Here is a 12,933-nt window from a genome sequence, read left to right on the forward strand (position 1 = left end):
ACTCCGCAGCCCATGCCCGACCAATTCGCGCCGCTTCGCGCCGCCGTCCGGTACGGACTGATCGGCTTGGTGGTGCTGACGGTGGTGAGCATCGGGGTCTCGGTGGCCGCGGCCGGCACGCCCGGCCTGTGGGGATCACTGATCGGTGTCGCCATCGGCGGAGGTTTTGTCATCACGACGGCGCTGTCGGTTGCTCTCACCACACGTTTTCCGGCCTCGGCCGTCGGGGCGCTGTTGCTCGGCGGCTGGTTGGTGAAGATGGTCATCGCGCTGATCGTGCTGGTTGCGCTCAAGGATGCCGAGTTCTACAACCGCTACTCGTTGGGGCTGACGATCCTGGGGGCGCTGGTGGTCGTGCTCGGGGCCGAGGTATTCGGGGTCGTCAAGACCAAAGTCGCCTACGTCGACAGTGTTCCGGCCGCCGACCACACCGACAACCGGTAGTACGACAAGCTGTCGTAATCGGTTAAGCTGAGGCCCGCCTACACAACGTCGTAGTTCTGTTGATAAAGTTTGCATCAAGCGGCGGGCAAGACCGGGACAAAAGAGACTTTTTCCCCGGACTGGACCCCCGCAGGTAGCAGTCAGCGTGAGCTTCCTTACAGTAGGCCCGGAGTCACCGACTTCGGCAACGTAAGGTTCCGCCCTGAGAGTTGCCGAGTCGACGTGAGTCGCCGACACCCGACAGACGCTTGGCCGATGAAGACCGGGCCTCAGCCTCTGACGATTGCGAGCCGATTTTCGTCGACTTGATAGATCGTCATTGTCCGATCGAACCGCAGTCGTCACCCGGCTGCGGCCCGAACACGGGAGAGACCGCTGAGCGTCACCAACCTGGCTGCGGAGTTCCATCCGCCGTCACTATCCGATTTCTTTCCTCCCGCGGTGCTGTTCGAGGGAACCCCGTTCGAGCTCGACCGACTGATGCTCATCCGCATCCTGATGTCGGCGCTGTTGATCGTGTTCATGCTGATCGCTCTGCGCAGCCCCAAGATCGTGCCTCGCGGAATTCAGAACGTTGCCGAGATCGCTCTCGACTTCGTTCGGATCCACGTCGCGGAGGACGTGCTCGGCAAGGAACAGGGACGTCGCTTCCTGCCCGTCATCATGACGATCTTCTTCACGGTGCTGGCGGTGAACGCCAGTGCGGTCATTCCGTTCCTGAACATCTCGTCCAACGCCAGGATCGGGCTGCCCATCGTGCTGGCCGCGGTCGCGTACATCGCGTTCGTCTACGCCGGTGTGAAGAAGTTCGGCGTCGGCAAGTTCGTCAAGGGCACGATCGTCATCCCCGGCATCCCGCCGGCCATGCACGTGCTGCTGATCCCGCTCGAGTTCATCTCGAACTTCGTGCTCCGACCGTTCACGTTGACCGTGCGTCTGCTGGCCAACATGCTCGCCGGCCACATCATGCTCGTGCTGTTCTTCAGCGCCACGCAGTTCTTCCTCTTCGAGGCCTCCGCGGGCCTGAAGATCTTCGCCGCACCCTCGCTCATCATGGGCTTCTTGTTCACGATGTTCGAGATGCTGGTGATCTTCCTGCAGGCGTACATCTTCGCGCTGCTGACGGCGATCTACATCGATCTGTCGCTGCACGCCGACTCGCACTGACCGACCAACAGACCGAACTAGCTACACCGCCACCTCCGATACCCGGATGTGGACCGAAGAAAGGGAACGGAAAACCGAATGAGCCTTGAAGTTCTGGCCCAGGCGCAGGAAATCACCGCCAACGGATACGGCGCCATCGGCTACGGCCTCGCAGCGATCGGTGGTGGCATCGGCCTCGGCCTCGTCGTCGCCAAGAACATGGAAGCCACCGCTCGTCAGCCCGAGCTGGCCGGTCAGCTCCGTACGACGATGTTCCTCGGCATTGCATTCACCGAGTCCCTCGCCCTGATCGGCCTCGTCGCCGGCTTCATTCTCTGAGAGCGCGATGACAAACGCGATAACGCTGCTCGCAGCAGGGGCTGAAGGGGAGGAATCCCCGAACCCACTGTTGCCCGCAACATACGACATCGTTTGGTCGATCGTCTGTGTCGTGATCATCGGCTTCCTGTTCTGGAAGTACGTCGTACCGCGTTTCCAGACGGTTCTCGCCGAGCGTTCCGAGCTCATCGAAGGCGGAATCAAGAAGGCCGAGCAGGCGCAGGCCGAGGCCAAGGCTGCTCTCGAGCAGTACCACGCTCAGCTGGCCGACGCACGTTCCGAGGCCGCGCAGATCCGCGAGGAAGCGCGTACCCAGGGGCAGGCCATTCTTGCCGAGATGAAGGAAAAGGCGCAGGAGGAAAGCGACCGGATCGTGGCCGCAGGCCACAATCAGCTCGTTGCTCAGCGTCAGCAGATCGTCACCGAACTTCGTGGAGATCTGGGACGCACGGCCGTCGAACTCGCGGAGAAGGTCATCGGAGAGCAGCTGTCCGACGACGCGAAGCGTTCCAGTTCGATCGATCGCTTCCTCAACGAGCTGGATTCCGTCACCGCGGACTCCGCATCCGGAAAGTGAGTCGAACCATGTACGCAACTTCTCGTGAGTCACTCGCCCGTACGCGGTCGGTTGCCCACGAAGCTCTGGGGTCCGCGTCGGATGGCGAGGCAACAGCTATCGCTGCTCAGACCGGTGCCGAGTTGTTCGCCGTCGTCGAGACTCTCGACGCGCAGCGCACGTTGCGTACCGCTCTTGCCGACTCGTCGGTCGAGGGCGTTCGGCGAAGCGATCTGGCCGGAGAGGTCTTCTCCGGCCAGGTGTCGAGTGCAACGGCAACGATCGTCAAGGCCGCTGCCGGCGAAAGCTGGTCCAACGCCCGTGACCTGCTGAACTCTCTTGTCGAGCTTGGACGCGAAGCTCTGCTCCGCGCTGCGGCCGATCAGGATCAGCTGGACACGGTCGAGGACGAGTTGTTCCGACTGGGACGCATCGTGGCCGGCAACCCGCAGCTCGAGCAGGCCCTGTCGGATCGCTCGAAGCCGTCGCAGGCCAAGCGCGAACTGCTCGGTCGTCTGCTCTACGGCAAGGTCACGGCAGTCACCGAGGCGCTCGCAGTTCAGGCTGTGACGCGTCCCCGCAAGGCGGCCCCCGCGGACGTGCTGAACGGACTGGCAGATCTGGCCGCCGAACAGCGTGACCGTGCGGTTGCACACGTACGCAGCGCAGCCCCACTGAGCGACAGTCAGCTCGAGAAGCTGACCGCAACCTTGACCCGCACGTACGGCAAGCAGGTCACGGTGCACGTAGAGGTCGATACCGAACTGCTCAGCGGACTTGTCGTTCGTATCGGCGACGAGGTCATCGACGGTAGCGGGGCAGGCCGCCTCGCTGCATTGCGAAAGACGCTCAAATAGTCCGACACGGACACAGTAACGAGACGAATCGCCTCGGCATTCGAGGCTTTTCATACCGCGATCATTCGAAGGAAGAGCAGGAAACACTATGGCGGAGCTGACGATCTCCTCCGACGAGATCCGTAGCGCGATCGATAACTTCACCGCGAGCTACTCACCGGAGTCTTCCCGCGAGGAGGTCGGCACGGTTACGGACACGAGCGACGGAATCGCTCACGTGTCCGGATTGCCGTCGGCGATGTCCAACGAACTGCTGGAATTCCCCGGCGGAGTCCTCGGTGTCGCGCTGAACCTGGATGCCACCGAAATCGGTGCCGTCATCCTCGGTGACTACGAGCACATCGAAGAGGGCCAGGAAGTCAAGCGCACCGGAGACGTGCTGTCGGTCCCCGTGGGCGACGGCTACCTCGGCCGCGTCGTGGACCCCCTGGGCAAGCCCATCGACGGCCTCGGCGACATCGAGTCCTCCGAGACCCGCGCCCTCGAGCTGCAGGCTGCCTCGGTGCTCGAGCGTCAGCCCGTCGAGGAGCCGCTGCAGACCGGTATCAAGGCCATCGACGCCATGACCCCGATCGGCCGTGGCCAGCGCCAGCTCATCATCGGCGACCGCAAGACCGGCAAGACCGCCGTCTGCATCGACGCGATCCTGAACCAGAAGGCCAACTGGGAGAGCGGCGACGAGAAGAAGCAGGTTCGCTGCATCTACGTCGCCATCGGCCAGAAGGGCTCCACGATCGCAGGCGTCAAGGCTGCGCTCGAAGAGCAGGGCGCACTCGAATACACGACCATCGTCGCGGCCCCCGCGTCCGATTCGGCCGGCTTCAAGTGGCTCGCTCCGTACACCGGCTCGGCGATCGGCCAGCACTGGATGTACCAGGGCAAGCACGTCCTCATCGTGTTCGACGATCTGACCAAGCAGGCCGAGGCATACCGCGCCATCTCACTGCTGCTGCGTCGCCCGCCGGGCCGCGAGGCATACCCCGGTGACGTCTTCTACTTGCACTCCCGCCTGCTGGAGCGCTCGGCAAAGCTGTCCGACGAGCTCGGTGGCGGATCGTTGACGGCTCTGCCGATCATCGAGACCAAGGCCAACGACGTCTCGGCGTACATCCCGACCAACGTCATCTCCATCACCGACGGCCAGGTCTTCCTGGAGTCGGACCTCTTCAACAAGGGTGTCCGTCCCGCTATCAACGTGGGTATCTCGGTTTCCCGAGTCGGCGGTGCCGCGCAGACCAAGGGCATGAAGAAGGTCTCCGGATCTCTTCGCCTCGAGCTCGCTCAGTTCCGTGAGCTCGAAGCCTTCTCCGCGTTCGCTTCCGACCTCGATGCGGCCTCCAAGGCTCAGCTCGAGCGCGGCGCTCGCCTGGTGGAACTGCTCAAGCAGGATCAGTACGCACCGGTCGCCGTCGAGGATCAGATCGTGTCGATCTGGCTCGCCGGACAGGGCACGTACGACTCCGTCCCGGTCGGCGACGTTCGCCGCTTCGAGACCGAGCTGCTCGAGGATCTGCACCGCAACGCCAGCGGCGTCTACGACAGCATTGCCGGTGGCAAGGCTCTCGACGACGACAACCAGAAGGCACTGACCGAGGCGACCGAGAAGTTCAAGGCGGGCTTCGTGGACTCGGACGGCAACCGCGTCGTCAACGAGGCCGAGGCAGACACTCTGAATGCCGACGAGGTCAGCCAGGAGCAGGTCAACGTCACCCGCAAGACAGTCAGCAAGTAGGCCGGCGATGACAGGTGACAAGACGAGCACAGAAGGGAGCGTGAACAGCTAGATGGCAAGCATTCTCGAGCTTCGCTCCCGCATCAAGTCGGTCAACTCGACGAAGAAGATCACCAAAGCACAAGAGTTGATCGCAACATCGCGAATCACCAAGGCGCAGGCCCGCGTTGCCGCATCGAAGCCGTACGCGGAAGAGATCACCAAGGTGCTCTCCGCATTGGCCAGTGCATCGAGCTCGCTCGATCACCCGTTGCTCAACGAGCGACCCGAGCCCAAGCGTGCCGCAGTTCTGGTCGTGACCAGTGACCGCGGTATGTGTGGTGGCTACAACTCCAACGTCCTCAAGGAATCGGAGGAGCTGTTCCAGCTCCTCCGCTCCGAGGGCAAGGATCCGGTCATCTACGTGCTCGGCGCAAAAGGCCTGGGCTACTACACCTTCCGCGAGCGGGACGTGAAGGGTGCCTGGACCGGCTTCTCCCAGGAACCCGGCTACGCCGACGCAGCGAAGGCCAGTAAGCATCTGGTCGAGCTGTTCATGGCGGGCTCGGGCACCGAGGTCGACGCTCCCAACGGTGAAGGCACCGTCGAGGGCGTGGACGAGTTGCACATCGTCTACACCCGCTTCGTGTCGATGCTCACGCAGAAGCCCGAAGTTCGCCGGATGGCACCACTCGAAATCTCGTACACAGACGAGGAATTCGAGATGGGTGCGGACGCATTGACCGACTCGCCGACCGCAGATGTGCAGGCACAGTACGAGTTCGAGCCGGAGGCAGGCACTCTGCTCTCGGCGCTGCTGCCCAAGTACATCAGCACCAGGATCTACGCGTCGTTGCTCGATGCAGCAGCGTCGGAGTCCGCGGCGCGTCGTACTGCCATGAAGGCAGCGACGGACAATGCGAACGAATTGGTCGAGACCCTGAGCCGTCAGGCCAACCAGGCTCGGCAGGCCCAGATCACCCAGGAAATCAGCGAAATCGTCGGTGGCGCCAACGCGTTGGCCGACAGCGCAGGAAGTGACTAAGCAATGACCGCAGCAGTAGCCCAAGAGAACGCGAGCGGAGCGGACACTCAGTCCGGCCGTGTCGTTCGGGTCATCGGCCCCGTTGTGGACGTCGAGTTCCCGCGCGGCTCGATTCCCGCACTGTTCAACGCCCTCAACGCAGAGATCACTCTGCCGACCGTGGCCAAGACCCTGACGCTCGAGGTAGCACAGCACCTCGGCGACAACTTGGTTCGCACCATCTCGATGCAGCCGACCGACGGCCTCGTCCGCGGCACCGCTGTCGTCGACTCGGGCAAGCCGATCTCGGTTCCCGTCGGCGACGTCGTCAAGGGCCACGTCTTCAACGCCCTCGGTGACTGCTTGGACACCCCCGGACTCGGCCGCGACGGCGAGCAGTGGGGCATCCACCGCAAGCCCCCAGCCTTCGACCAGCTCGAGGGCAAGACCGAGATCCTCGAGACCGGTATCAAGGTCATCGACCTTCTCACCCCGTACGTCAAGGGCGGCAAGATCGGACTGTTCGGTGGCGCCGGTGTCGGCAAGACCGTGCTGATCCAGGAAATGATCACCCGTATCGCACGTGAGTTCTCGGGCACCTCGGTGTTCGCAGGCGTCGGCGAGCGCACTCGTGAGGGCACCGACCTTCACCTCGAGATGGAAGAAATGGGCGTCCTTCAGGACACCGCCCTCGTCTTCGGCCAGATGGACGAGCCGCCGGGCACGCGCATGCGCGTCGCTCTGTCTGCACTGACCATGGCGGAGTACTTCCGCGATGTGCAGGGTCAGGACGTGTTGCTCTTCATCGACAACATCTTCCGGTTCACGCAGGCAGGTTCGGAGGTGTCGACCCTTCTCGGTCGTATGCCCTCGGCCGTGGGCTACCAGCCCACGCTGGCGGACGAGATGGGTGAGCTCCAGGAGCGCATCACCTCGACCCGTGGACGCTCGATCACCTCGCTGCAGGCGATCTACGTTCCCGCCGACGACTACACCGACCCGGCACCGGCAACGACGTTCGCGCACCTCGATGCGACGACCGAGCTCTCACGTCCGATCTCGCAGATGGGTATCTACCCCGCTGTGGACCCGCTGAGCTCCACCTCCCGCATCCTCGAGCCCGGCATCGTCGGTGCGGAGCACTTCCGCGTCGCCAACGAGGTCAAGCGGATTCTGCAGAAGTACAAGGAACTGCAGGACATCATCGCCATCCTCGGTATGGACGAGCTTCAGGAAGAGGACAAGGTTCTGGTCGGTCGCGCACGCCGCCTCCAGAAGTTCCTCGGCCAGAACTTCATCGTTGCCGAGAAGTTCACCGGTGAGGCCGGTTCGGTCGTGTCGCTCTCCGACACCATCGAGGCGTTCGACAAGGTCACCAAGGGTGAGTACGACCACCTTCCCGAGCAGGCCTTCAACAGCTGTGGCGGTCTCGACGATGTCGAGGCAGCCGCGAAGAAGATGGCCGGAAAGTAGACCGACGTGACTTCTTCCGAGAAGAGCGGCATGGAGGTCTCTCTGGTCGCTGTGGAGCAGAAACTGTGGTCCGGCACCGCGACCATCGTCAGTGCTCAGACCACCGAAGGTGAGATCGGCATCATGTTGGGCCACGAGCCTGTCCTCGGCCAGTTGGTCGAGGCGGGCACGGTGTCGATCACGACGACCGATGGCGAAAAGATCATCGCCGCCGTCCACGGTGGATTTCTGTCGGTGACGGGCAAGACGGTGACCGTGCTGGCGGAGTCGGCTGATTTCGCCGACGACATCGATGTGGAAGCGGCACGGTCCGTAGTGGCAGAGAACGGCGACGACCTCGAGGCCATTGCGGTGGCCAAGGGACGTATCCGCGCTGTCGAGCGGTCCTAGGTTCACGAGAAGCCGCGACGAGACCTGCGATGCACACCGGACTGATTGCTCTGATCATTCTGGTTGTGCTGCTCGCAGGGCTTGTCGCGGCTTTTGCGTATCGTCTGACGGTTCTTCGCCGCGGAGGTACGGCGGCGATCATGAGGGTGCTTCCGTCCGATGGCGGTAGCGGATGGCGTCACGGCATCATTCGGTACGGCGACAACACTCTGGTGTTCTTCAAGCTGTCGAGTCTGCGCCCGGGACCTGATCACCGTCTGGGCAGACAAGATATTCACGTGGGTGATCGGCGTGCACCGCAGGACACCGAGTTCGACATCATGACACCGGACATCGCTGTTCTGGAATTGACGGACAGCGGCAAGAACTTCGAGATCGCGCTCGACAGAAGCGCTTTGACCGCATTTCTGTCCTGGGTCGAATCCCGACCGTCCGGCCGCTCGCGTCGCAGACGGCCGGCGGCGTGATCAGCTCTCGTCAGTAGCGGCGGATTCTCCGGTAGTCCGACTCGACCCCGGTACCCACTGAACGTCGCCCTCGGGATTGGCGTACCGACTCAGAATGAACAACAGGTCCGAGAGCCGATTGAGGTATTTCGCCGGGAGCGCGCTTGTCGACTCCGGGCTTGCATGAACCGCAGCCCATGCCGATCGTTCAGCGCGTCGGGCCACGGTTCGCGACACGTGCAGCAGTGCGCCCAATGGTGTTCCGCCCGGCAGGATGAACGACGTCAACGCGGGCAATTCGTCGTTGAATTCGTCGCACCAGGCCTCGAGGCGGTCGACATAACTCTGATCGATCCTCAGCGGTGGATATTCCGGATCGTCGACGACGGGCGTCGAGAGGTCGGCCCCGGCGTCGAACAGGTCGCTCTGGATGGTTCGGATGACCGCATGCACAGATTCGGACGGGTTGCCCAGTGCCAGAACCACTCCGAGGCTCGCATTGGTCTCGTCGCAGTCCGCGTACGCAATCAGGCGTTCGTCGTTCTTGGAGACCCGGGAGAAGTCGCTCAGTCCAGTGGTCCCGTCGTCGCCGGTTCTGGTGTAAATACGGGTGAGATGGACGGCCATGCCGGCTACGGTACCGCGCGGGTGTCGGTCGGTGCCGCTGGCTACGCTGTCGAAGTGAGCGAACGTTTCTTGGTCAACGGTGGTAACCGCCTCGTCGGTGAGGTGGCGGTCGGCGGCGCGAAAAACAGCGTCCTCAAACTGATGGCTGCCGCGCTGCTTGCCGAAGGCACCAGCACGATCACCAATTGCCCCGACATCCTGGATGTGCCGTTGATGGCAGAGGTGCTGCGTGGGCTCGGCTGTGAGGTCGACCTCGAGGGTTCGGTCGTTCACATCACCACCCCGGCCATGCCCAAGTATCACGCCGATTTTGCGGCCGTCCGTCAGTTCCGAGCGTCGGTGTGCGTGTTGGGCCCGCTGGTAGCGCGATGTAAAAGGGCTGTCGTAGCCCTGCCGGGTGGTGACGCCATCGGTTCACGACCCCTCGACATGCACCAGTCCGGCCTGCAGCTGCTGGGAGCACGCAGCGAAATTCAGCACGGATGCGTCGTCGCCGAAGCCGATGAGTTGCGCGGCGCGAATATCCGGTTGGCTTTCCCGTCCGTAGGAGCGACCGAGAACATCTTGATGGCGGCAGTGCTCGCCACCGGTGAGACCGTGATCGACAACGCGGCACGCGAACCGGACATCGTCGATGTGTGCAACATGCTCAACGAGATGGGTGCCGACGTCCGGGGCGCCGGCACGTCGACACTCACCATTCGCGGAGTCAGCGCGCTGAAGCCGACCACTCATCGGGTCATCGGCGATCGGATCGTGGCTGCTACGTGGGGGATTGCCGCTGCTATGACCCGAGGGGATGTCCGAGTGCGGGGGGTCAACCCCAAGCACCTGTCGCTCGTGTTGGACAAACTGCGGTCTGCCGGTGCCGAGGTGACCAGCGAGCCGGACGGCTTTCGCGTCGTTCAGCGCGAACGGCCACGAGCGGTGAACTTCGCGACGTTGCCGTACCCCGGGTTTCCGACGGATCTTCAGCCAATGGCAATCGGGCTTGCGACCGTCGCCGACGGGACGTCGATGATCACCGAGAACGTGTTCGAGGCGCGCTTCCGGTTCGTCGAGGAAATGATCCGACTGGGCGCTGACGCTCGTACCGATGGCCACCATGCCGTGGTGCGCGGTGTGCCGCAGCTGTCCAGTGCACCGGTGTGGTCGTCCGACATTCGGGCCGGGGCCGGGCTGGTGCTTGCCGGTCTGGTAGCCGACGGAACGACCGAGGTACACGACGTGTACCACATCGACAGGGGCTATCCACGATTCGTGGAAAATCTGACTGCTCTCGGAGGGAGCATCGAGCGGGTCAGCTGATCAGTCTCTTGTCGAGGGCGTCGACCAGCACACGCAGGGCGCGATCGAATCGATCGTCCGCTACCGAGCCGTAGCCGACGACGATCCCACCCTCTGTGGTCGGCGACCGCGTCGAGTGCTCGAGGGTGGGCAGGTCGATCCCGTTCGCTGCGCAGTCGGCAGCGACGTCGCGCGCCACCTCGGTGTCGAGCACGAGAACTGTATGCAGCCCGGCACCGACACCCCGAAGCTCGCCGAATCGAGAGAGCGCGGCGGCCACGACGCGGTCACGTGCCCGATAGATCCGACGCGCGGTGCGTACGGATCGGTCCCATTCGCCGTCGCGTAGCAGTGAGCTCATGGCGTGCTGGATGGGAACCGATGGGTAGTCGCCGATTGCGCGACGTGTTTCGGTGATGCGCTCGACCATCGACGGGGGAGCCACCATCCATCCGAGTCGCACCCCGGCACCCAACGTCTTCGATACGGTTCCCAAGTAGACTGCGCGGTCCGGAACGAGCTCGGTGACTGTAGGCAAAGGCGCTATGCCGTAACGGAATTCGGAATCGTAGTCGTCTTCGATGATGGTCGATCCGGTACTCCGTGCCCAGTCCGCCAGTGCGCGCCTGCGACCGATGGGCATGAGCCCGCCGGTGGGGTATTGGTGTGAGGGGGTGACATAGACGGCAGGGGTCCTCGGGGGTGCAGATTCGAGTTCTTCGACCACAAGGCCTTCACGGTCGACGGGGACATCGTGAACGGACCACCTGCGGTGCGTCGCGAGGGCGGCGGCAGATCGATATCCCGGATTCTCCAGTGCGAGAACATGTTCGACACCTACGTTCGCTGAGAGGGCACCCAGTATCAGGTCGAGACCGTGAATGCTTCCCGTGGTCACGACGATCGAATCCGCGGTGGTGTGCAGTCCGCGTGCACGGCCCAGCAGATCCGCGATACGTGTTCTCAAGTCGAGCAAACCTGCCGGATCGGGGTAGTCGCCGGGCGGGGGCGATGCGCCGACATCTCGCCAGGCCCGCTTCCACGCTTGGGACGCGCGAGGAGGAGTCCACGGTATTCCGGGTCGGAGTGAAATGCGCTGAGCAACCGGTGGGTCTTGGGCTCGGCGCGGGCTTCGGTGCGATCGAACGGCATGCGGAACATCTCGGACGTAATTACCGGATCCGCGACGTGCGTCGAGCCATCCCTCGGCCACGAGTTGCTCGTACGCCTTCTCCACCACCGCGCGAGCCAAGCCCACTTCGGCGGAAAGCGCTCTGGTACTGGGCAATCGGGCACCGGGCCCAAGCTCACCGCGATCGATGGCCGCGCGGATACCGTCGGCTACCTGAACGGGCAACGTACGACGGTCGGCGCGATCGACAGCGATCGACAGCGAATTCGGCGGCAAGGTCATCCTGTGTCACACCTGTCCAGGGAGGTAAGTGGCCTAGCAAAGTTTCGATCTATTGGACCATGACAGTGAGCCAACCGAGCGGAATCCTGTAGTCATGACAACTGACGAGGCCCTCCTGTCCCCGACGCCCAGAACCACGGTGATCCGTGGTCGGCAGCGCGCTCGAGCTGAGCGATCGGCACTGCTGGACGTTCTCGGCTCGGCTCGGCTCTGCCATCTGGGCGTAGTGGTGGACAACGTGCCGCGTGTGCTTCCGACCGTGTTCGGTGTGGATCCGGACGGCCCGGACAGGGCTGGAACTCTGTACCTGCACGGCTCGGTCGCCTCTCGCAGCCTGATCGAGGCTCCGGCGCAGGACATCTGCGTGACGGTCACCGTCGTCGACGGGCTGGTCCTGGCTCGATCCGCGTTCCATCACTCGATGAACTATCGAAGTGCGGTCGTGGTTGGGCTGCCGCGTCGAGTGGAGGACGAACAGGAGCGAATTCGCGCTTTGGACGCAATAGTCGATCAGGTCGTTCCCGGTAGAAGTGCACACCTGCGTGCGCATACGAGGAAAGAACTTGCAGCGACCAGTGTGCTGGCGCTGCCGCTGTACGAGGCTTCGGTGAAGGCGCGTGCCGGCGGACCGGTCGACGACGACTCCGACATTGCCGCCGGGGGAGTGTGGGCGGGTGTAGTTCCCATCGGTGAAAGCGTCGGGCGTGCAGTACGTGCCGACGACCTGGAACCACACCTTGCGCTACCCGATCATGTCTTCGCGTTGTCTCGGCCCTGAAACTCGTATTACCGGCATTTCCTGCAAATATGGTGGGCGTCACACGACAAGATTTGCCGGCCGTACCGAGCAGGGTGGAGCGCGTGTGGGCTCGGACCTGCGCAGATGCCCGCAACGTCTCGATTCACCAGCGGATTTGCACGCGTGGGGTTGGTGGCGTAACTTTTGTCGAGTCAGAGCGACGGACACCGACCCGGTCTTCACGGACAGGGTGAACGAGGTTGGACGTGTGGCTCGGCAGGTTTTATCCCCCAAGAGTCGGGCCTTGTGTCCGAGACCAAGCTGGGATAGGCTGGAACAGTTGCCCTTGAGGCCTTCGGACTGTGTGTTCGTGGGGTTCGAGTGTGTGCGTGTTCTTTGAGAACTCAACAGTGTGTCGATGAATGTCAGTGCCGAATTTTTGTTTGGTGAAAGCATTCGATGTATCAGCCATCCGCTTGT

The 12,933-nt window shown here is 63.1% G+C and carries 14 protein-coding genes; 12 read left to right on the top strand and 2 right to left on the bottom strand.

The genetic code is table 11. The annotated features are described in order from the left end of the window. Positions 1-12: 12 nt before the first annotated feature. The 10 genes from CH294_RS17485 (at position 13) to CH294_RS17535 (ending at position 8,407) form a co-directional block, all read left to right on the top strand. Positions 13-444 (top strand): hypothetical protein, encoded by a 432-nt coding sequence (locus tag CH294_RS17485; protein ID WP_052058746.1) that lies wholly within the window; start codon positions 13-15, stop codon positions 442-444. Positions 445-834: 390 nt separating this feature from the next. Then, positions 835-1,611, top strand: coding sequence for a F0F1 ATP synthase subunit A (gene atpB, locus CH294_RS17495; protein WP_170944769.1), 777 nt, complete (start codon positions 835-837; stop codon positions 1,609-1,611). Positions 1,612-1,689: 78 nt separating this feature from the next. Then, complete coding sequence (locus tag CH294_RS17500) at positions 1,690-1,929, top strand: ATP synthase F0 subunit C (RefSeq protein WP_027497904.1); 240 nt, start codon at positions 1,690-1,692, stop codon at positions 1,927-1,929. 7 nt (positions 1,930-1,936) lie between these two features. After that, a complete protein-coding gene (locus CH294_RS17505) occupies positions 1,937-2,506 on the top strand; it encodes a F0F1 ATP synthase subunit B (protein WP_032378886.1) in 570 nt (189 codons plus the stop codon). A gap of 8 nt (positions 2,507-2,514) precedes the next feature. After that, positions 2,515-3,342, top strand: a complete 828-nt coding sequence (locus tag CH294_RS17510; protein WP_094738653.1) for a F0F1 ATP synthase subunit delta — start codon at positions 2,515-2,517, stop codon at positions 3,340-3,342. Positions 3,343-3,430: 88 nt separating this feature from the next. Continuing rightward, positions 3,431-5,074: a F0F1 ATP synthase subunit alpha gene (gene atpA / locus CH294_RS17515; protein WP_032378884.1), complete on the top strand. Its 1,644-nt coding sequence runs from the start codon at positions 3,431-3,433 to the stop codon at positions 5,072-5,074. A gap of 52 nt (positions 5,075-5,126) precedes the next feature. Beyond that, positions 5,127-6,098 (top strand): F0F1 ATP synthase subunit gamma, encoded by a 972-nt coding sequence (locus tag CH294_RS17520; protein WP_032373970.1) that lies wholly within the window; start codon positions 5,127-5,129, stop codon positions 6,096-6,098. 3 nt (positions 6,099-6,101) lie between these two features. Then, on the top strand, positions 6,102-7,550 hold the full coding sequence (atpD, locus tag CH294_RS17525; protein ID WP_027497899.1) for a F0F1 ATP synthase subunit beta: 1,449 nt from the start codon (positions 6,102-6,104) through the stop codon (positions 7,548-7,550). Between the two features lie 30 nt (positions 7,551-7,580). Beyond that, positions 7,581-7,940, top strand: a complete 360-nt coding sequence (locus CH294_RS17530; RefSeq protein WP_032402867.1) for a F0F1 ATP synthase subunit epsilon — start codon at positions 7,581-7,583, stop codon at positions 7,938-7,940. A gap of 29 nt (positions 7,941-7,969) precedes the next feature. Then, complete coding sequence (locus CH294_RS17535; protein WP_032378881.1) at positions 7,970-8,407, top strand: DUF2550 domain-containing protein; 438 nt, start codon at positions 7,970-7,972, stop codon at positions 8,405-8,407. Here CH294_RS17535 and CH294_RS17540 read toward each other — a convergent pair whose 3' ends face one another. Next, positions 8,408-9,013 (bottom strand): cob(I)yrinic acid a,c-diamide adenosyltransferase, encoded by a 606-nt coding sequence (locus CH294_RS17540; RefSeq protein ID WP_032402866.1) that lies wholly within the window; start codon positions 9,011-9,013, stop codon positions 8,408-8,410. It abuts the gene before it with no gap. Between the two features lie 54 nt (positions 9,014-9,067). Between CH294_RS17540 and murA the strand changes: the two genes are divergently transcribed. Further along, a complete protein-coding gene (gene murA / locus CH294_RS17545; protein WP_032379489.1) occupies positions 9,068-10,321 on the top strand; it encodes a UDP-N-acetylglucosamine 1-carboxyvinyltransferase in 1,254 nt (417 codons plus the stop codon). Here murA and CH294_RS17550 read toward each other — a convergent pair. Beyond that, positions 10,314-11,714, bottom strand: a complete 1,401-nt coding sequence (locus tag CH294_RS17550) for a PLP-dependent aminotransferase family protein (RefSeq protein ID WP_249305354.1) — start codon at positions 11,712-11,714, stop codon at positions 10,314-10,316. The genes murA and CH294_RS17550 overlap by 8 nt on opposite strands. 94 nt (positions 11,715-11,808) lie before the next feature. Between CH294_RS17550 and CH294_RS17555 the strand changes: the two genes are divergently transcribed. Beyond that, positions 11,809-12,492, top strand: a complete 684-nt coding sequence (locus tag CH294_RS17555) for a pyridoxamine 5'-phosphate oxidase family protein (RefSeq protein WP_094738654.1) — start codon at positions 11,809-11,811, stop codon at positions 12,490-12,492. Positions 12,493-12,933: the final 441 nt, after the last annotated feature.

This window comes from Rhodococcus sp. 14-2483-1-1 (genome assembly GCF_002259335.1).
Taxonomy (GTDB): Bacteria; Actinomycetota; Actinomycetes; order Mycobacteriales; family Mycobacteriaceae; genus Rhodococcoides.

Excerpts from the sequence above, each read along its gene's own strand:
- CH294_RS17485 (WP_052058746.1), top strand. The coding sequence starts at position 13 with ATGCCCGACCAATTCGCGCCGCTTCGCGCCGCCGTCCGGTACGGACTG.
- CH294_RS17500 (WP_027497904.1), top strand. The coding sequence starts at position 1,690 with ATGAGCCTTGAAGTTCTGGCCCAGGCGCAGGAAATCACCGCCAACGGA.
- CH294_RS17505 (WP_032378886.1), top strand. The coding sequence starts at position 1,937 with ATGACAAACGCGATAACGCTGCTCGCAGCAGGGGCTGAAGGGGAGGAA.
- CH294_RS17510 (WP_094738653.1), top strand. The coding sequence starts at position 2,515 with ATGTACGCAACTTCTCGTGAGTCACTCGCCCGTACGCGGTCGGTTGCC.
- atpA (WP_032378884.1), top strand. The coding sequence starts at position 3,431 with ATGGCGGAGCTGACGATCTCCTCCGACGAGATCCGTAGCGCGATCGAT.
- CH294_RS17520 (WP_032373970.1), top strand. The coding sequence starts at position 5,127 with ATGGCAAGCATTCTCGAGCTTCGCTCCCGCATCAAGTCGGTCAACTCG.
- atpD (WP_027497899.1), top strand. The coding sequence starts at position 6,102 with ATGACCGCAGCAGTAGCCCAAGAGAACGCGAGCGGAGCGGACACTCAG.
- CH294_RS17530 (WP_032402867.1), top strand. The coding sequence starts at position 7,581 with ATGGAGGTCTCTCTGGTCGCTGTGGAGCAGAAACTGTGGTCCGGCACC.
- CH294_RS17535 (WP_032378881.1), top strand. The coding sequence starts at position 7,970 with ATGCACACCGGACTGATTGCTCTGATCATTCTGGTTGTGCTGCTCGCA.
- CH294_RS17540 (WP_032402866.1), bottom strand. The coding sequence starts at position 9,013 with ATGGCCGTCCATCTCACCCGTATTTACACCAGAACCGGCGACGACGGG.
- CH294_RS17550 (WP_249305354.1), bottom strand. The coding sequence starts at position 11,714 with ATGACCTTGCCGCCGAATTCGCTGTCGATCGCTGTCGATCGCGCCGAC.
- CH294_RS17555 (WP_094738654.1), top strand. The coding sequence starts at position 11,809 with ATGACAACTGACGAGGCCCTCCTGTCCCCGACGCCCAGAACCACGGTG.